Here is a 17,183-nt window from a genome sequence, read left to right as displayed (position 1 = left end):
GGCGACTCGTTCATCGACCAAGTGGCGCAAGCCATGGTGCTGAAATCTGAGTCCGTCAGCCCACGCTAATCACATACTCCCACGCGTGGGATGCTGCCATCTTACCAGTGCTTCAAACCCATTAATGCGGTTGTTTCTCAAGGAGATAATGGGCTGATAATGCAATTGAAATTCTTGCTGTTCGATCGCTCGACGCAGGTCATTTTCAATGTGCAGCAGCGCCATTGCATGCTCATGCATTGAAGGGTCGAACACTTGATGACGAGCCCGTCCCAGTCCTTTCGCACGGTACATCGCGGTATCTGCATCACGGAGCAAATCCTCTGGTCGCTCGTAGCTTGCTGTGCTAAAAATGATGCCGATACTGGCAGTTGCAAACACTTCATGCCCCTGCAGCTTAAAGGGTTGCTTTAACTCCTGCTGAATCCGCTCCGCAACGTCGGTAGCCAAATTGTCATCTTGAATGTCTTCTAACAAAATGACAAATTCATCGCCACCAAGACGAGCAAACGTGTCGCTCGATCGTAAACATGGACTCAAGCGTTGAGTAATTTCAATCAGCAGTTGATCGCCCACCATGTGACCCAAACTATCATTGATCACCTTGAAGCGATCTAAATCAAGAAAGAGTACCGCAAAGCAATAATTTTCTCGGCGTTTGCTCAACTGGATGGCATGACCCAAACGATCCATGAACAAAACTCGGTTGGGTAGTCCGGTGAGCGCATCGTGTAAAGCATCGTGTAAGAGCTGTTCTTCAGCACGCTTGCGCTCGGTTATATCAGTCTGAGAACCAACTAGGCGCATTGCTTTACCTTCTGCAACTCGTACCGCAAAGCCCTGACTCAGCACCCATAGATAATGCCCCTCTTTGTGCCGCATGCGATGCTCGCTCTCAAACTGGGTACTAAGACCTTCCACATACGTTGCAATTTCTTGGTTCACTCTTAAGACATCTTCAGGATGAATGCGGCTTAACCAATCATCAGGGCTATGGTCAATCTCACTATCCTCGTAGCCCAGCATGGCTTTCCAGCGAGATGAGAAAAAGATGCGGTTGAGTTGAAGGTTCCAGTCCCATAGTCCATCATTGGTGCCCTGAATGGCTAGAGCATAACGCTCTTCACTTTCCCGTAGGGCCGTTTCAATCTGCTTTGTTTCAGTAATGTCTGAGACGAAACCTTCGTAATAAAGCACCCGCTTGTGCTCATCCCGCACAACGCTGGCTGTTTCTGTGATCCAGATGACACTCCCATCTTTGCGGTAGATCTGCGACTCAAATTTCGTCAAGGCCGGTTGTCTTTCTAGTAGCGCCATAAATTCTTTACGACGCTGACAAGAAACATACAGCTGCTGCTCAATATCGGTCAGTCCAGTGATCAAGTCATCTGGAGAATCGTACCCATAAATCTCGGCAAGCGCAGGGTTGACGCTGAGATAGCGCCCCTCTGGAGTAGCTTGAAAGATCCCGGTGACGGTACGCTCAAAGATACTGTGATACTTCTCTTCCGCCTGCTGCAGGGCAATCTCAGTTCGTTGTTGCTCCAGCAGGTAGAACGCGAGTTTTTGGATCAGTAGAAGGATCATGCCTCCGCCAAGCACCCCAATGACTACCAGCGTAAGGGTGAGGTAGCGTATGCTTTGTTGTCCCTGCAAATAAATCTTCCGAGGAATATCAACCCTTAGCACTAAAGCTGGTTGACGAGCCAGATCGCTGATCAACGCGTAGCCGCCGATCACTTGCTCACTCAGCGGTTGCTCCGCGATCAGTGTTTGGGCTGTCAGGGAGGAGCGCACCCTCTGAAAATCAGCCGGTAGTGTCGGCACATTCAAGGGCTGTAGCGAGAGCGGGAACTGGGTCATATCAGCTAATTGACGAATGGCCTGAGCATCTAAGTAGCGGCCGAAGATGACGGCTCCCCGAATCGGGCCTTTGCCTTCACTAGTCAGGATTGGCCGGACGGTCAGCAGCATCGGCCCCTTTGGCAGCAAGATAATGCCAGTTTGATTAGCGCCAGCCAGAGTTTGCTGTAGTAGATGGGTCTGCGGGTTGATCTGGTTAAGTAACTCTATCGGCACTGGTAAGAGCTGCTTTGTTTGGCGATCGAAGCCCGTGCCAAACACGATGTGGCCAGAGGGTTGCATAAACAACGCTAGATCGACCTTCAGATTCATCAGTGTCCCTGGCACCAGGTTCGACTTAATGTAATTTGTATTCCGATCCTGAATAAAGGTATAAGTATCATCCCAGGAAGACCAGTCAGCAAACCGGGCACTAAAGTCGTCTTCGGTTTGAGCAAGGACATTAAGTACCCCGATGATCGATTGCCGTGTACTGTGGCTTTCGGCTTCTTTGCTATTAGCGATTAGAATGTGATACGAAGCGGTATATAACGTCGCTAAGATGCCTGTTAAGGCAAGACTAATCACTACTAGTGTCTTTTTAGAAAGAGGCATTGTCATCTAAATCGTTACCTTTTGCCTGAGAAGTCCGTAGTTCAAGGAAGCTTCAGTTTTTGCTTGTCTTCTACACATAAGCCTGGGAAGGCGATCGCCAAATTGATGAGTACCTACTCAATGATCAGAATGGCCATCAGGTTGCAGGTCATAGGGCACAAAAAGACCCTGGTCAGAACGATCGGGTTAGTAATTCCTTTACCTGGAGACATCATCTTGATGATCATGTGTTCAAGGTGCCCATTCATCGGGCTGGTTTACCATCTGAACGCTTAGATCAGGTAAAAGCTGACACACCTGTTTACTAACTACAGGGAAGAGAAGGGTATGGCTGAGAGCGATCGGGCATTGCTTTTCTAACCCTCACGCTCAATAAGGAGATTTCTAGTAAACAAACTACCCGCTGTCCTCGACTCCGCTCAGCCAGCTTGCACCCTGAGCGGAGTCGAAGGGTAAAATCTTTGCCGGAAATCGCTTAAGCTATTTATCCCGTCTGACTCTTTTGACCTGATGAGGAAGGCGTTGGCTTACGGTTCTGAGCAGTCTACTATTGAGCCGACGAGTGTTATGAGAGGTGCGTCACTGTTACTGATCAGTTCCCTGAAGGGGGTAAGTTATGACACTGAGCAATGATCGCCATCACAATAAGTGCCCAGCAACATCACAGAAAGTGTTGCGTAATTCTTTGTTGAAGGTATGAAGCATTAAACAGACACACGTCATTAACCTTCACCCCCAAGGACCATTAATCATGCAACTAATCTATCGCGGTCAAGCTTTCTACTATCTCCCTTCGTTTTTACTCTCAGCGTCCATCAAGACTGGCTTAAGCCGCACGCTTTTTTATCGCGGTCAAACCTACCACTGTCAGTTGACAGTTCGGAAACCGAGCCGCTTGCCGAAAGCAATCAACTGGCGCTTTGCTGGCGTGATGGCAGTCCCGAACCAACATTTGACGCCTGCTCATTAACGCACGAATAGCACTCTTTGTCACAGCCTCTTTACTGCCGTTGATGGTGCTGCTGTTGGTGGCGATGGCGATCGGCGGAGCCGAGTTCCTGACCCAGCAGCATCGCTTCGATGGGTTTAACCCGATACTTTACTGAAGCTTCACTCTTTCATGATGGGAAATTAGCCTAAACAGCTTCTGTATTGTTTAGAGTGAAATTGTTTCAATACCTGCTGTCAATACTTTTATCTTTAAAGCCCCCAGATCTGTTTGATCTGGGGGTACTTTAGGTTTCCTCGGTCACTGTGGCCTGCTATGGTACTCGTTGCTTACAGGTAAATGTCCAAAATTCATCTCTGTGGGTTAAAGCAATGGCGACCGAGTTGACGCAGGCAGACGTTGCCTCTTGTAGGCGTGGTTTTAGCCGACAACCGCAGGAGTTTTGTCAGTCAATCAGGTTTCCACGGAAGGAATATCTTCTGCCTGAATAGTGGTCAGTACCTCGTCAGTGAGTAACGTAATGACAGCTAAACGGTTAGCTTGCTGCTCAATGGTTTTCTCAAACAGATTCCGTACCAATCGAGCATTACCAAAAGTTTGATCGCGTCGATCGTAAAGGCTATTGAGTAACGTAAAAAGCGTTTGATTTGCAGCTTCAGTTGCTTTGAAGTGGCTATCCTTACAAAGTTTATTAAAGATAGCCACAAGTTCATCAGGTGTATAGTCGTTGAAATAGAAATAGCGATTGAAGCGAGATTTAAGGCCCGGGTTGGATTCAATAAAGTCTGTCATTGGCTCAGTATAGCCGGCAACAATCACCACTAAGCGACTGCGGTAATCCTCCATCCGTTTAAGCAGCACATCAACAGCTTCCTGACCAAAGTCTTGCGCTGAATTGGATGATGTAAGGGCATACGCTTCATCGACAAACAAAACACCATCCAGTGCAGAGTTAACCAACGTATTTACTTTTTCAGCCGTACCACCAATATGTGAGGCAACCATACCAGCACGATCGGTCTCAACCAAATGCCCTTGAGCAAGAAAACCGAGTTCCTTAAAAATTTTGCCCATTAAGCGAGCGACGGTTGTTTTACCGGTTCCTGGTGGGCCAGAAAAGACGGAGTGCAGTGAGACTGGAGTGCGTGCTAAGCCTCGCTGCGATCGTGCTTGCTGTACCCGCAGAAAATTCGTTAACGTTCTCACCTCAGTTTTAATGTTCTCCATGCCAATTAACTGGTTGAGTTCACGCAAGACATCCTCTATGTTTTGGACAGGTAGTGAGAAATTTTCTGGAAGCGCTTCTTTAGTGCCTTTTTCAGTTTTGTGATAAGAATGCAATAATTGCCAAATATTTGATAACGCTTCCATTTCTTGCAGTGTGATATTGTTGTCTGCTTTTACTGCAATTTGGGCAAAGCGATAGATGGCATTAACCGTTTTAGTTAGATAATGAGTGCGCTTTGTTTCATCAAGCTGATTCAATACTGATGGCAACTCTAACTGCTCGATTTGGCTGCTGTTATTGGTTAATTCCAGAAGAATTTTGAGGGTTTCTTTCTCAGCAATTTGTCGGTCTTTGCTAGATTGATTCCAGCGATTGATGGCGATACTAAGCTTTTCCTTATCTTGTTTAATTAGAGCAAAAACAACCAGAAAGGCTAGCAATTCATTTGAAGTTATTTCGCGCTTACTACGTCCTAAAAGTTGCATAATTCTTGCCAGATCGGTGAGAATCAACTGCTCGAAATTTTCTCCCAACTCTAATAATGGCAGAACAGATTTGTATAGGAGGTTGGCTTCTTTCTTGATCTCCCGATTGTTCACACGAGTCTCCTATTCACATTTGGGACATTATTAAGCTGGCGCAGTGTTGGCATGGCGGCGGCAAGCTAGTTGTTATTTTACCGAATAGAACTCCTGCTGTCTGAGGCTTTCTTCAATTAGATATGAGCGGGATTTGCAGACGCGGCGAAAGCGGCAGGCGTCCAGCATTTTGTCTACAGCTCGGTGGGTAGCGCCGAACGTAAGACCTCATGCTGGTTTGAGGACGTCGGCTACACAGCGGATTTGGCATCTTTGAAACGCGAATTTTCTAAGCTGAGTGACTTTGAATCTTATTGGCGTGACCACAACTGGGCAAAGTCAGCCAAAAGTGCGTAATGATTGCCCAAACGCACGTGCCAGCGACCGTCTGATGCAACCAGTGGCAGATGTGTAAATGAAATTGAACGAACTGTATGACACCGATGGCGGGATCGCCATCTCATTTTGTCTACAGTCTCGTTACGACTACACTGGGACATAACAGCATGGAGTGTGAGATGAATGTCTATGATGGCTGATTTGCAACACGCGATTGCAACTCTAGATATCCCGGCTGAGTGGGTAGGCATTCGAGCCGTTAAAGAAATAGAAACGAGGCGCTCCGTCAGGGACGGCCAGCCCCGCTCAAATCACAAAGGCTTGAGCCAGGGGGTGATGGTTGAAGTCTTAGCACAGGGGCAATTTGGCTATGCGGCAACAAACCAACTCACAGCAGAGGGACTCCGTCACGCGATCCATGCTGCTTATCAACAGGCGATCGCGACTCAACCCTGGCGCATCTATGATTGGACCACTCAACAGCGCCCTCAGTCGATCGGCGACTATCACTCCCCTCGCCTCCAGCCCTTGGATGGGCTGAGTGTTGCCGAAATCAATGACTTGCTGCTACGCATTTGCCAGCAATTGAAGGTGTCTGACCAGGTGGTGCAGACCAGTGCTACGGCAGTGACGCATGACATTGAGTCATGGTTTGTGAGCAGCAATGGGTCGGCAGTCTATCAACAGGTCAGCCTGATTGCCACTCACTACGGTGTGACCGTTCAGAAGGGGCCGATCGTGCAACAACGTAGCAATCATGGCTACCTGGCCCGTAGCTACCAGGGGAGCTGGGAATTATTCCCCACGGCTCAGCTTTGGGAGACGGTCGAACGGGTGGGGGCGCAGGCCATCGAGCTACTCCACGCTGAAGAATGCCCCACCCATTCCACAACACTGGTTTTAGCGCCCGATCAAATGATGCTCCAGATTCATGAGAGTGTGGGGCACCCGTTAGAACTCGACCGGATTTTGGGGGATGAGCGCAATTATGCTGGCGGCAGCTTTGTGAAGCCTGAGGATTTCGGACGGTTGCAATATGGTTCGGCTTTGATGAACATCACGTTTGACCCCACGGTGGCTGGAGAATATGCCAGCTATCGCTTTGATGACACCGGCGCACCAGCGACGCGGGAGTATTTGATTCGCGCCGGAACCTTGGAGCGTGGGCTTGGCAGTCTGGAAAGTCAGGCTCGCCTGGGTTTGTCAGGAGTTGCCTGTGCCCGTGCCAGCTCCTGGAACCGTCCGGCGATCGATCGCATGGCCAATATCAATCTAGAACCAGGAGACACTGCTTTTAAGGACATAATTGCGGGCATTGAGCAGGGTGTATACATGGAAACGAATCGTTCCTGGTCGATCGACGATCAGCGCCATAAATTTCAATTTGGCTGCGAGTACGCCAGACTGATTGAAAAGGGTCAAATCACGAAGACGGTGCGGAATCCCAACTATCGCGCGACAACGCCTCAGTTTTGGCAGAGCCTGGCCTCTGTCGGCGATCGCACCACCTGGGAAGTCTACGGCACACCTTTTTGCGGCAAAGGAGAACCCAACCAGGTCATTCGAGTAGGGCATGCGTCGCCCGTGTGCGCGTTTGAGCAGATCGAAGTCTTTGGAGGGGAGGCATGACGCCTGACAGTCTGGTTGCGTTGGAAACCACCTTTAACCAACTCGTCGAAGCCTTGCTACAGCAACGCCAGACGGATGAGCATCTGATCCTCCATTTGACAGCAGAGCAGAGCCAGTTCACGCGCTTTAACCAGGCGAAGGTGCGTCAGACCGGCTTAGTGAGGGATGGCAATCTCAGTCTGACCTTGATGCGAGACCAACGCACTGGCTCTTATGAGATCCCCTTTACCGGGGAGAAGGGCACCGATTGGCCACGGCTCCAAATGGCGTTGGAGGCCTTGCGACAGGAGTTGCCCCAACTGCCCATCGATCCCTTTCTGGTGCTGCCCAGTGGAGAGGCTCAGAGCCACAGCGTTCATGCGGGAAGTCTGCTTACTCCAGAGGCGATCGCTTCAACCGTGTTGCCGCTTGTGCAGGGGTTAGACTTTGCAGGTCTTTATGCGGGTGGTTGGGTGATCCGTGCTTACGCCGATTCCGTTGGGCAGCGACATTGGTTTGCCACCGAAACCTTTGCTTTAGACTATTCCCTCTTTGCGCCCAGTGGGCAGGCCGTCAAGGACACCGTCGCTGGTAGTGTTTGGGATACCAGCGCTTACACCAGCAAGATCCAGGCAGCGAAGCGGCAATTAGAACGGCTCACGGCTACACCACCCAAAGTTTTGGAACGGGGGCAATACCGCACTTATCTAGCCCCAGCCGCAGTGGCAGATTTGATTGGCATGTTTTCCTGGGGAGCCGTGAGTGAGGGGGCGATGCAACGCGGGGGGAGTGCTCTGGGTCTGTTGCAACGGGGTGAAAAGCAGCTTTCACCACAATTCACGCTGATGGAAAACTTCCAACGGGGCGTGGTGCCTCAGTTCAATGATTTGGGTGAGCTGCCTCCCATCACCTTACCGATCGTCGAAGCGGGTCAGCTGAAAAATACCTTGATTAGCGCTCGCACCGCGAAGGAATACAGCAAAATTGCCAATGGTGCTGCCAGTGGAGAATACCTGCGATCGCCTGAGGTCAAACCAGGAACGCTCAGTGCGGTTGATTTACTGCACACACTCGATACGGGTTTGTATGTCTCCAATCTGCACTACCTTAACTGGAGCGATCGTCCAAATGGACGGATCACCGGTATGACCCGCTATGCCTGCTTCTGGGTCGAAAACGGCGAATGGGTGGCTCCAATTGAAAACCTCCGCTTTGACGAAAGCCTCTATCGTTGTTTCGGCGATCGGCTGATTCACCTGACCGCCTTTCAGGAGTTTATTCCACACGTTGGTACCTACGGCAGCCGTGAGTTGGGGGGCACGTGGGTTCCGGGCATGTTAATGGAGGAGTTTACTTATACGCTGTAAGTCGGTTGGCACAATTGCCGTGCCCGTCCCAACGGTTCATTTTCGCTTGCAAATCGCCTTATTTAAGGGACAACGGGGCTGTTTGACGATGCTCCTTGATCAATTGCTTGTGAATAAAAGGAGACGTCATCGCTGCAAGAAGCGCACCGTAATCCAGATCAAAGTTCACCTCATCGCCGACCCGTAACGGGTGCTGCTGGCTATCGAGAATCAGATGATCACTGCTAGACCCAAGTATTTCTAGCTTGCTGTGAGCGTTTAAGCCAGAGACCAACACATCCTGCCGTCCCAAAGCAAGAATCGCTCTCTGGCGCACGCCTCGGTCTTGGAAACTCGGTACATTGCCAAACGCGTCTTGGCCGCTGGTGCCAAACGGGAGAGATGGCTTTTGCTTGGACTCGATGACTTCAGCAATCAGTTGAAAGGCGTGGGTGTGTAAACCTGGAATTGCTTTACGGCTAACCGTTTCGCGACCCAAAAGAATGGATTCACCCAAGCGAAGATTGTTAATCCTACCGATCGCTCGAGCCGATTGATACCACTCATAATTTGCAGAGTTACCACCTGAAATAATGGCTAAACTGAGCTGAAATTCGGTTTCAATGCGATTAACCAGTATGGATAGTGCATGCATATTCCGATCGTCTGGCTTGATGCCACCATAACAAGCCAAATTGCAGCCAAGACCAACCAGCTTGAGATGGGGCAGAGAAAGCGTTTCCCTGATAAAGGGGGCAAGATCGCACGGAAGCACCCCTTCACGCAAATCACCCAGTTCCACCATCACAATCACCTGATGCTGCTTATGATGTGCTTTGGCATAGTAGGAAAGTTTCTGCAGCGTTGCGATCTCTGTGTTGAGACTAATATCGACACTTTGAACCACCGCTTCCGCCTGACTTAAAGGCGTGCGTAAAAGCACAAACTGAGTGATTAGCCCCGCCGCTTTCATTTTTTGAATGTTTTCAAGACGAGAGTCGGCAATAAACCTGACGCCGCCTTGAATCATAGCCTCGATAACAGCGGGTTCTCCAAGCACCGCTTTAGAAACGCCCATGATGGAAATCCCTCTTTGCCCATAAAGCTCGGAGAGCAGCCGAGCATTCTCCCGAATTTGGGCTAAGGCAATATCTATTCTTGGCAGGAACGCTTTCATGTCATGCTTTCTAGACGGTAACGTCTATCTCATTGCTAAGACAGGAATGGTTTCTAACGGCGATCGCTTGATTTTTTGCTTTAATGTTGGAAACTGCTTGCTTAAGGCTTGCACTAACTTCTGGCAGCCCTGGCTCAAAACATCCGTTGTCGGTAAGTGAAACTGCTGCTCATAGGCCTCAATGATTGGCAGCATTGCTTTATCTGCTAAATTTTCATGACTTAAGGTAATGGCCATCACTCGAGTTTGAGCGATCGCCTCAATCAATTTAATTTCGCTCTCAACAGTGGGCATAGCCAAATGCGGAAAATCGCATCGAAACTTCCTGGCAGGTGGGTGTTGAAGGATAACGCCATCAGGCCTACTTCCTTTCAAGATGCCAAGAGAACTCATAAACGCGGGATGACTCACAGCGCTCTGCCCCTCCACCAAAATAATGTCGGGACTTTCATTATCAAAGGCTTGCAGTATAGAGTGTTCAATTTCACCGATCACAAATTGGGAAATCAGCGCATCGATCGCAACGCCATATCTTGCTCCCTGCATCAAGCTGGTTTGTCCCGTTCCCACCAGGATTGATTTGATGCCCAGGTCAATGAGGGCCTGGTTGAGTGCCACTGCGGTAGTCCTTTTTCCGCAGGCGCAATCGGTACCTAAGATGGCAACGACAGGCACAGTGACCTTACCGATTTGACCCGCGAAGACATGTAAATCTTTTAAATGGGGCGGTTTCCTGATGTCTTTAATTTGAACACCGCACCGAGTAGCCATTTGGGTAAACTCTCGATCGTCAGAAAAGAACTCATGCAAACCATTAAGAATATCCATCCCTTTTTGCATGGCTTCTAAGACAAGCAGCCTTTCTGTAGCGGGTATACAAGCATCTAAGGGCGCTTTGCCATAAATGTAGCAATCAGGAACGGTTGGCAACTGCGCCAACGCAGCCTCTAAATTGGCAAAAATGGGAATATGGTTTTTCGCGCCACCTAAGGCTTCCCCCGCATCCTTTCCAGCCAAGGCACTATCAAGCACCCCAACAATGGTATAAGTCTCCGAGCGTCGCACTAAACCGGCGGCTGTTTTGCCATCTATTAAGCCAAACTGCTTTTCGCAGTAAACTAAAGCTGTTTTTTTCAAAGGCGCCATTAAGATTAGCTCTCAAATTTAGTTTCAACCCCTCAAGCGCTTAACCTGAGCATGCCCTTAATGGACTGGGCAAAAAACTTGCTCAGTCAAAGAACCGAATCAGAATTAGTTAGCAATGAGAAAAGACCGATGGATCAGCTTAATTTCACTTGGACTGGAGCGTTGGCAAGGAAATAAGCATCTTGAGCTAAAGCATTACGCAAGCATTAATGCTTTCATATGAAGCGATTATCTTTACCCTGGTTGAGGTCTGAGTGAGCTTGATCGCAGGATTTTGTAGCTTCGTATACATTTATTCTAGCACGAGATTGGCATCACCATGATGCTTACTTGTTTTAGTCAATCAATGATGAGGACAATCAAGCCCGCTCAGCGCTGCTGTACCTGAGTTGTTAAAGCGAAGCGCTTGGCTAAAACAGAACCTTTCTAATCGTTTTGGGCAAGTGTTTCAAATCGTATCGGTGCCTAAAGTGGCGTAACAAATCGTTTGATTACCACCAACCATGACGTCCTTTGGCGAGGCTGCTGGAGTCAGTGGGCGATCACTTGCAGAACCCAATGACGTTCAGCTTGGTCAAACCCCGCCCCAAAAACGTGCTTTTGTTGACTCGTACGCATCACTAGGTGTTGAAGCAAAAGACCCTTGTCTTTCAAAGCTTCGGGTGTATCCTGGGTGCTCTTATCAATGTCTGCATTCAAGCCGTTAGAACGTTTTACTGTGTATCCTAACAGGCATTTGTAGAGGTGATATGGACAGGATGCTTAAAGATCCGGCATTTTGATACCTCAGCTACTTAGAAGCCACTCAATCAAAATCGGCTTTCTGGGCTCCTACTGACTAGTTAAAGTGCATTTGAAGGAAAACGGACCCTTTGAAAAAGTATACATTCCCCCTGGTACCCATGATTCAGGGACACCTGTTGGCGCAGCATTAGCAATTTGTCATAAATATACGCTTGCAAAAGGCATTTATCAAGTGAGTCCTTACATAGGGCCGGAGTATCAGATCTCACAGCATCTTACTTTAGTTAAACAAGCGGGGCTGAAGGCTCGTTTTTCAAACGATGTAACGCATGAGGTGGCTCAATTAATGCAAGTGGGAAGTTAGTCGCTTGGTTTCAAGGAAAGATGGAGTTTGGTCCAAGAGCACTTGGAAACCGTTCACTGTTAGCGGATCTCAGAAATCCTTCGATGCGAGAGGTGCTCAATAGAAAAGTCAAACATCGCGAGGATTTTCGCCCCTTCGCCCCTTCGCCCCAAGTGTACTCGCAAGTAAAGCAAGTGAATGGTTTGAACTAGGGCGCTTCTCAGAAAGCCTGAAATACATGCTCTTTACCTGTCCAGTGCATTCAAGCAAGCATTCATTCATTCCTGCTGTTCTACATGTCGATGGGACAGCGCGAGTACAACTTGTCTATCCTGAAATCAACCTCAAATATTTTCAATTGATCCAACAGTTTGAGAAAATTACAGGTGTTCCTCTTGTACTCAATACGTCTTTCAATGATAGCAAACCCATTGTTTGTTCTCCCCAGGATGCGATTTCAACCTTTAAGAAAACAGCCATTGATATCCTCGTCTTAGGAGATTACATACTTGAGCGCGCTGAACAAAGAGAAACGCTTTAATAACAGCGACTACGAAGAGCTTTTGACTTCACATCATGACCAATTTTCAAGCTTTACCTAAAAACTCAAAAGAGCCAGTTCTGGTCAAAAATGGTGTTGACTCCTGGATTGCTCTTAGGAAGTGGATCTGGTCTTATCTTGAAACTCTTTCAGGCGATCGCTAAGTTCGCCTCGTGCGGGGAAATCGAGAGCAGTATCAAACCCGCTTTGTACAAATGTCTCTAACTGCTTATATTCGCAGTCTGGCTTATCCTGCGTCACCGACAGAAGACACACTTTATCTCAAAGAATTTGATTTGTTTCAAGAATTTCCAGTCTTGCAGCACGATGTTGACTACACAGATTTTTTCCCAGGAGCGTAACGCCCGTAAAAGCTGCCTGGATTGGGCCAGAAGCCGCTTTGACTGGGCTCCATTATGACGTGTTCAATAGCTTTCTGGTTCAAGTTGTAGGAGACAAAGAAATATGGTTATATCCTCATTCCGCCATTCCGCCTGAATACCGTAGTGACAAGTTTGATTACGGGGCTAGAGATGCAATAGTTAATATGTTTGATCTTGATTTGCAAGCGTTTCCACATCTTAAAGGCGTTGAACCAAGAGTCATGTATGTGACTGCTGGAGACGTCCTCTTTATTCCCAAAGGCTGGTGGCATCAGGTGCGATCACACACCCCTACAGTGACCATTGCCCATTTTATGCTTGGAACGATTGATCGCTTGACGACAGAAGTCTGGGAGAATATGAGACGCTTTCTACATAATCAGGGTGTCTACAAAGTTAAAAATTGCACTTGTCATGCTGCTGATCGTTGAAAAGCTTTGGAGCAGCACAAATGTTTAAACATCAAACCCCGATGAGGGGTCACGAATGAGTGACAAAACCGCAGCTTCCGCTATGACCATTGCAGGCAGGTGATCGCGCCCAGTAGCACGATGAACCCGATCGCCCGCCGGACGTCGTTGACACCCTGAAATCATGCCTGCGATGCCCAGGTGCATAAGGAGCCAACGACGATCGTGTCTAGCTCCTCACCAGACTATGTTTGTACCGGACTATAACAGTGTGGAGGTCGTTGGCTGAGAGTCGGCATCGTTGAGCGGCAACGTTTTTGAGCGTTGGCGTCGCTTGTAAGCAGCTGCACCAGCGGCAAAGACACCAAAGATGGCTAACCCTAAGGACGTCGGTGGTTCAGGCACACCAGCAGTACTGATTGTCGCGGCGGCAGCATCCGCAATACGCTCATGTCCAGCAGTGGTGGGATGGATGTCGTCCCAGAAAAGGTAGGTATCGGGGGTCTGGCAGAGTGTGAGCAGGCAAGCGTCGGTCACATTGGTGAAGCCATAGCGACTTGGCTGGGCGATCGCATCACTAAAGAGAGCGGCGACATCAAACGGAATCACTTGCACATTCGGCGTGACTAGAGCTAGCTGCTGGATGGATTGAGCCAGGGCGACATCATGGGCGGCGCTGAGCGCTGTGAGTTGTGCGTTCCCTTGAGTACCAGGCAGTTTGCCTAAATCAGGTAAATTCGCCAGCAATACCGTTTGTGCACCGACTCCAGCCAGCGCCTGCACGGCACTGACTAAATTTGTGCCGGGCTGTTGCACAGGCTGCAAGGGGTCTAACGTACTGGCAGCACCCAGATAATCATTGGCACCCGCCCACACAATATAGAGCGCGTTTGGATCGGCCACTGGTGTAGCCTGTGTGAAACCAGTAATTTGCTGTTGCAGTCCGGGCAAACCAGGCACAAAGGTATTTTGAGTGCCAGTGGTAGCTCCGCCGTAGGCAAAAGCAGTGGCGTTATTAAAGGTCAGCCCTAACCTGGGTGCCAGGTACTCGACCCAGACGGGGCCATTGGAGAAGCGTCCAGCGGTGTAGAACGGTGCTGGTGGTAGCAAGCCTCCGGTTGCGTTAAAGGTATTCCCGGTATCAGAAAGGCTGTCGCCGAAGACGTAGAGTCCAGTAAAACTAAAGGCCTGCGCGGCCGTTGGAGTGAGGGCTGTGAGCGTGACTGGGAGTGTGCTCAGCAGTAGTGCCTGCTGTAGTTTAGCAACCAAAGAGATGGGGGGCATGGGTCTCTCCTGAAACAGTCGTTGCGGCAAGTGTGCTTTTCTGCTCTCCAGCGCCTGTGCTAGCGCTAAAGCGGTCGAATTTGAACGGCTAAGGTCTGACACGTCTGGATGTTCCTATACACAGAGGATAGATAAAAAACGTGTCGATCGATCGCTCTTTTCTTAAAGCTTGTATGAAGCCTGCCACTGATGAAAGAAAAAGTAGCTGGTTTTAGACCGCCGCGGTTTTCAAACCCTCGATGGTCTTTGAGTATTAGGTTTCGCGTCAACTAATGCTTTACAGACAAGCGCTTGACGGTGCTCAATTGAGCTGAAGAGAGGGGAGATCACGCGCCAAATTCATTTCTAGCATCAGCAACGCTTGTGAGAATAGTACCCTTCTGGGTACTGCTGATGTTCCATCAACGCTTCCATGATCAGAAGGCATGTGAAATGGTTTCCTCCTCTAGTGAGAAACACCCATCACTTGCGCTATCCCCCTGAAAATGGAGTTTTTACAATGCAAGCACAAGCTCTAGACACCGTCACCCCCAACCTGTATGAATTGCAGGGGTACGACAAGCAAATCACTTTTTCGACCACCAGTATTACAGGCGTGCCCCAGCTTAGTTACAACGATCGCGGCGAGGTGAGAACCTTTAGCGGCTCTGACATTCTTACCGAAGAGACCGGATTGGGTCAGATGGTGACCGTTCAGTTGAAAAACAATCAGGCAGATGAAGGCTTTGAGAGCCTGACTCTGCTGCTGCCAGCGGTGCAGCTATCGCCAAAGTCGCGTGAACTTTCCATTCAAACAATGGCAATTCTCAGCAAGCGCGTTGTGTTCGTCAATCCTACTGAACCCATCCAACTACAACAGTACGACACGATCGAACTCGCTGGAACGGCTAAGAACGTTAACTTCTAAGCCGTTGTCTTCTAGACGGTTAAAAGAGTCATCACGTTAGATTCTCGTACCGAGAAGATCCCCCTCAGTCCATCTTGATCAGGATGCTGGAGACAGGGGGATCTTCATCTACCGCGATCGCTATTCAAAGCGGTATGAAATCTTGCTCGGCTAAATTCGCATCGCTTCAGCATCCCGCTTGGCGTACTTCAGCGGTTGTAAAAAGCGATATTGATTAATGCCAATAACGATCGCCCAATTGTTTGCCATCTACGTCGTTGTGTCTGCTTTCGTAAACTCTAGGTTTGTAGAGTGGGCATTGCCCATCCTACGGTTTGGCATCCGATCGCTTGAATTTCAGCTTAATCGCCCCTTTCCCTGCCGCTTTGCCGCCTGCCACCAATTTAACCTCCCCTTCGCCGCTGATTTCAACGGATAGCTCCACCTCATCTAGCGTCATGCCCGATTCAGAACCAATCTGCTGATCCACCTGCTTGAACAAGCGCCCGACCAGTTGCAAGAATTGATTCATGTTCTGCTCTAGCTGCGAGACAGGCAACCGGACTTCCTTCAGGCTGGCGATGCGTTTGCCAACTTCCTCGCGCCATCCCCGTTGACCGTCGATCGGTGCAGAAGATTCATCCGTCTCATCCGTCACAATCACGATGTAGTCTTCTGGCATACGTTGCGGGGCTAGGAGATTAACCTGATCATAGCCTCCAGCAAACGGTAAAAACCAGGTCACATTTTATCAGGATCATTACGCGGGTGTTCTTCTTACTGTTTCGCTGTCGATTACGGGGCTATGGTCATCGTCCCAAGGGGAAGCCCTCAAAATACTATTTAGTTATTCCAGGTATCGCTGGCTGTGTGCCTTAACGCAATGGAAAGCCAAGCTTCTGCAAGCTCTCCTTCAGCCGATCGCGACCACTCAATGCCTCTGCGGTTGCAACTCGCTTGAGCGAATGCTCCACCCAATCGCCAGCAACGCTCATGTTCTGCGCGTCGTAAAACTGTTGCATGACCTCGTTGTACTGGTCGATCGCCGCTTCTTGTTGAGCCAGATCATACGTTTCTCGATGTAAGACAGCCGCCTGGGGTAGACGCGGTTTGATCGCGGCAGGTTTGGCCTCATCGGGATACCCCACACACAGCCCAAAAACCGCAAATAAATGTGGCGGTAGTTGAAGCGTTTCGGCAACGCGTTCAGGCTGGTTTCGTATGCCGCCAATGTAGACCGTGCCCAGCCCCAAAGACTCAGCGGCGATCGTGGCATTCTGTGCTGCTAGTGTCGCGTCGATCGTCGCTGTGACAAACATCTCCAGGTAATCCAACCCATCCGTAGGCAGTCTCCGTTGTGAAGCAAGGTGATGGAGTCGTGCCAAGTCAGCTAGCCACACCAGAAACAAGGGACACTGGCGGATATGGGCTTGATTGCCTGCCAGTTGAGCCAACGTTGCTTTCCGCGCCAGATCTTCAACTGCAACAACGCTCCAGGTTTGCAAATTGGAAGAGGTTGCAGCCGACTGAGCCGCTGCAACCAGAGTTTCCAGCGTTTGAGATGGTAGAGAGTCAGGCCGATAGGCGCGCACGGAGCGATGAGACAGCAGAGTGGTCAACGTTTCGTTAAAGAGAGGCTCTGAATCGAAGGCGCTACTGCCATAACGTTCTCGAATCAAAGCGGTTGGGCTGAGCAGGTTCATGTGAAACAGGGTGAGTGACGGGATAGAGAGTATGGTAAAACAGCACTCCTCGTCTCTGCAT

The 17,183-nt window shown here is 49.4% G+C and carries 16 protein-coding genes and 2 pseudogenes; 9 read left to right on the top strand and 9 right to left on the bottom strand.

The features are described from left to right. Positions 1–69: 69 nt before the first annotated feature. On the bottom strand, positions 70–2,463 hold the full coding sequence (locus tag C7B82_RS01310) for a bifunctional diguanylate cyclase/phosphodiesterase (RefSeq protein ID WP_106254503.1): 2,394 nt from the start codon (positions 2,461–2,463) through the stop codon (positions 70–72). A gap of 745 nt (positions 2,464–3,208) precedes the next feature. Between C7B82_RS01310 and C7B82_RS01305 the strand changes: the two genes are divergently transcribed. Then, positions 3,209–3,427 (top strand): DUF4278 domain-containing protein, encoded by a 219-nt coding sequence (locus tag C7B82_RS01305; protein WP_106254502.1) that lies wholly within the window; start codon positions 3,209–3,211, stop codon positions 3,425–3,427. Between the two features lie 432 nt (positions 3,428–3,859). On the opposite strand, the gene C7B82_RS01300 is transcribed toward C7B82_RS01305, so the two are convergent. Further along, positions 3,860–5,233, bottom strand: a complete 1,374-nt coding sequence (locus tag C7B82_RS01300; RefSeq protein ID WP_219903870.1) for an AAA family ATPase — start codon at positions 5,231–5,233, stop codon at positions 3,860–3,862. A gap of 147 nt (positions 5,234–5,380) precedes the next feature. Here C7B82_RS01300 and C7B82_RS34920 point away from each other — a divergent pair. The 3 genes and pseudogenes from C7B82_RS34920 to C7B82_RS01285 form a co-directional block, all read left to right on the top strand. Next, positions 5,381–5,569 (top strand): annotated as a pseudogene (locus C7B82_RS34920) (hypothetical protein); the annotation flags it as partial. A 174-nt stretch (positions 5,570–5,743) separates the two neighbouring features. Next, complete coding sequence (locus C7B82_RS01290; RefSeq protein ID WP_425443592.1) at positions 5,744–7,180, top strand: TldD/PmbA family protein; 1,437 nt, start codon at positions 5,744–5,746, stop codon at positions 7,178–7,180. After that, the gene (locus tag C7B82_RS01285) at positions 7,177–8,526 is read left to right on the top strand and encodes a TldD/PmbA family protein (protein WP_106254500.1); all 1,350 of its coding nucleotides are present in this window, start codon (positions 7,177–7,179) and stop codon (positions 8,524–8,526) included. The genes C7B82_RS01290 and C7B82_RS01285 overlap by 4 nt, the downstream gene beginning before the upstream one ends. Positions 8,527–8,584: 58 nt before the next feature. On the opposite strand, the gene C7B82_RS01280 is transcribed toward C7B82_RS01285, so the two are convergent. Both C7B82_RS01280 and C7B82_RS01275 read right to left on the bottom strand, forming a co-directional pair. Next, a complete protein-coding gene (locus C7B82_RS01280) occupies positions 8,585–9,682 on the bottom strand; it encodes an alanine/ornithine racemase family PLP-dependent enzyme (RefSeq protein WP_106254499.1) in 1,098 nt (365 codons plus the stop codon). A gap of 24 nt (positions 9,683–9,706) precedes the next feature. Next, positions 9,707–10,828, bottom strand: a complete 1,122-nt coding sequence (locus tag C7B82_RS01275) for an N-acetyltransferase DgcN family protein (protein ID WP_106254498.1) — start codon at positions 10,826–10,828, stop codon at positions 9,707–9,709. A 1,086-nt stretch (positions 10,829–11,914) separates the two neighbouring features. Here C7B82_RS01275 and C7B82_RS34915 point away from each other — a divergent pair. The 4 genes and pseudogenes from C7B82_RS34915 to C7B82_RS01260 all read left to right on the top strand — a co-directional run bounded on the left by C7B82_RS34915 (position 11,915) and on the right by C7B82_RS01260 (position 13,270). After that, positions 11,915–12,127, top strand: coding sequence for a carbamoyltransferase C-terminal domain-containing protein (locus C7B82_RS34915; RefSeq protein ID WP_425443593.1), 213 nt, complete (start codon positions 11,915–11,917; stop codon positions 12,125–12,127). After that, positions 12,106–12,456 (top strand): annotated as a pseudogene (locus C7B82_RS31230) (carbamoyltransferase C-terminal domain-containing protein); the annotation flags it as partial. The gene C7B82_RS34915 and the pseudogene C7B82_RS31230, both read left to right, overlap by 22 nt. A gap of 215 nt (positions 12,457–12,671) precedes the next feature. Beyond that, positions 12,672–12,818, top strand: coding sequence for a hypothetical protein (locus C7B82_RS31835; protein WP_219903868.1), 147 nt, complete (start codon positions 12,672–12,674; stop codon positions 12,816–12,818). 20 nt (positions 12,819–12,838) lie between these two features. Next, positions 12,839–13,270: a cupin-like domain-containing protein gene (locus tag C7B82_RS01260; protein WP_106254496.1), complete on the top strand. Its 432-nt coding sequence runs from the start codon at positions 12,839–12,841 to the stop codon at positions 13,268–13,270. Between the two features lie 24 nt (positions 13,271–13,294). Here C7B82_RS01260 and C7B82_RS31830 read toward each other — a convergent pair whose 3' ends face one another. Beyond that, positions 13,295–13,435 carry a hypothetical protein gene (locus tag C7B82_RS31830; RefSeq protein ID WP_181357300.1) on the bottom strand — a complete coding sequence of 47 codons (141 nt, stop codon included), beginning with the start codon at positions 13,433–13,435 and terminating at the stop codon, positions 13,295–13,297. Positions 13,436–13,510: 75 nt separating this feature from the next. Further along, positions 13,511–14,533, bottom strand: a complete 1,023-nt coding sequence (locus C7B82_RS01255) for an SGNH/GDSL hydrolase family protein (RefSeq protein ID WP_106254495.1) — start codon at positions 14,531–14,533, stop codon at positions 13,511–13,513. Positions 14,534–15,032: 499 nt separating this feature from the next. Here C7B82_RS01255 and C7B82_RS01250 point away from each other — a divergent pair, with 499 nt between their 5' ends. After that, positions 15,033–15,440, top strand: a complete 408-nt coding sequence (locus C7B82_RS01250) for a hypothetical protein (RefSeq protein ID WP_106254494.1) — start codon at positions 15,033–15,035, stop codon at positions 15,438–15,440. Between the two features lie 150 nt (positions 15,441–15,590). Here the strand turns inward: C7B82_RS01250 and C7B82_RS31225 are convergent, their stop codons facing one another. The 3 genes from C7B82_RS31225 to C7B82_RS01240 all read right to left on the bottom strand — a co-directional run bounded on the left by C7B82_RS31225 (position 15,591) and on the right by C7B82_RS01240 (position 17,122). Further along, positions 15,591–15,689 (bottom strand): caspase family protein, encoded by a 99-nt coding sequence (locus C7B82_RS31225; protein ID WP_219903866.1) that lies wholly within the window; start codon positions 15,687–15,689, stop codon positions 15,591–15,593. 58 nt (positions 15,690–15,747) lie between these two features. After that, positions 15,748–16,101, bottom strand: coding sequence for a Pepco domain-containing protein (locus C7B82_RS01245; protein ID WP_106254510.1), 354 nt, complete (start codon positions 16,099–16,101; stop codon positions 15,748–15,750). A 193-nt stretch (positions 16,102–16,294) separates the two neighbouring features. Further along, positions 16,295–17,122, bottom strand: a complete 828-nt coding sequence (locus C7B82_RS01240; RefSeq protein WP_106254493.1) for an NADPH-dependent oxidoreductase — start codon at positions 17,120–17,122, stop codon at positions 16,295–16,297. Between the last annotated feature and the right edge of the window lie 61 nt (positions 17,123–17,183).

It is taken from the genome of Stenomitos frigidus ULC18, assembly GCF_003003795.1.
In the GTDB taxonomy this organism is placed as follows: Bacteria; Cyanobacteriota; Cyanobacteriia; order Leptolyngbyales; family Leptolyngbyaceae; genus Stenomitos; species Stenomitos frigidus_A.
The sequence above is the reverse complement of the archived record's forward strand: the minus strand, read 5'-3'. Positions and strand labels throughout refer to the sequence as shown.

Bases quoted from the DNA above. Each gene is read 5' to 3' on its own strand.
- C7B82_RS31835 (WP_219903868.1), top strand. From the start codon at position 12,672: ATGTCTCTAACTGCTTATATTCGCAGTCTGGCTTATCCTGCGTCACCG.
- C7B82_RS01255 (WP_106254495.1), bottom strand. From the start codon at position 14,533: ATGCCCCCCATCTCTTTGGTTGCTAAACTACAGCAGGCACTACTGCTG.
- C7B82_RS01250 (WP_106254494.1), top strand. From the start codon at position 15,033: ATGCAAGCACAAGCTCTAGACACCGTCACCCCCAACCTGTATGAATTG.
- C7B82_RS01240 (WP_106254493.1), bottom strand. From the start codon at position 17,122: ATGAACCTGCTCAGCCCAACCGCTTTGATTCGAGAACGTTATGGCAGT.
- C7B82_RS31830 (WP_181357300.1), bottom strand. From the start codon at position 13,435: ATGATTTCAGGGTGTCAACGACGTCCGGCGGGCGATCGGGTTCATCGT.
- C7B82_RS01285 (WP_106254500.1), top strand. From the start codon at position 7,177: ATGACGCCTGACAGTCTGGTTGCGTTGGAAACCACCTTTAACCAACTC.
- C7B82_RS01275 (WP_106254498.1), bottom strand. From the start codon at position 10,828: ATGGCGCCTTTGAAAAAAACAGCTTTAGTTTACTGCGAAAAGCAGTTT.
- C7B82_RS31225 (WP_219903866.1), bottom strand. From the start codon at position 15,689: ATGGCAAACAATTGGGCGATCGTTATTGGCATTAATCAATATCGCTTT.
- C7B82_RS01305 (WP_106254502.1), top strand. From the start codon at position 3,209: ATGCAACTAATCTATCGCGGTCAAGCTTTCTACTATCTCCCTTCGTTT.
- C7B82_RS01280 (WP_106254499.1), bottom strand. From the start codon at position 9,682: ATGAAAGCGTTCCTGCCAAGAATAGATATTGCCTTAGCCCAAATTCGG.
- C7B82_RS01245 (WP_106254510.1), bottom strand. From the start codon at position 16,101: ATGCCAGAAGACTACATCGTGATTGTGACGGATGAGACGGATGAATCT.
- C7B82_RS01310 (WP_106254503.1), bottom strand. From the start codon at position 2,463: ATGACAATGCCTCTTTCTAAAAAGACACTAGTAGTGATTAGTCTTGCC.
- C7B82_RS01290 (WP_425443592.1), top strand. From the start codon at position 5,744: ATGGCTGATTTGCAACACGCGATTGCAACTCTAGATATCCCGGCTGAG.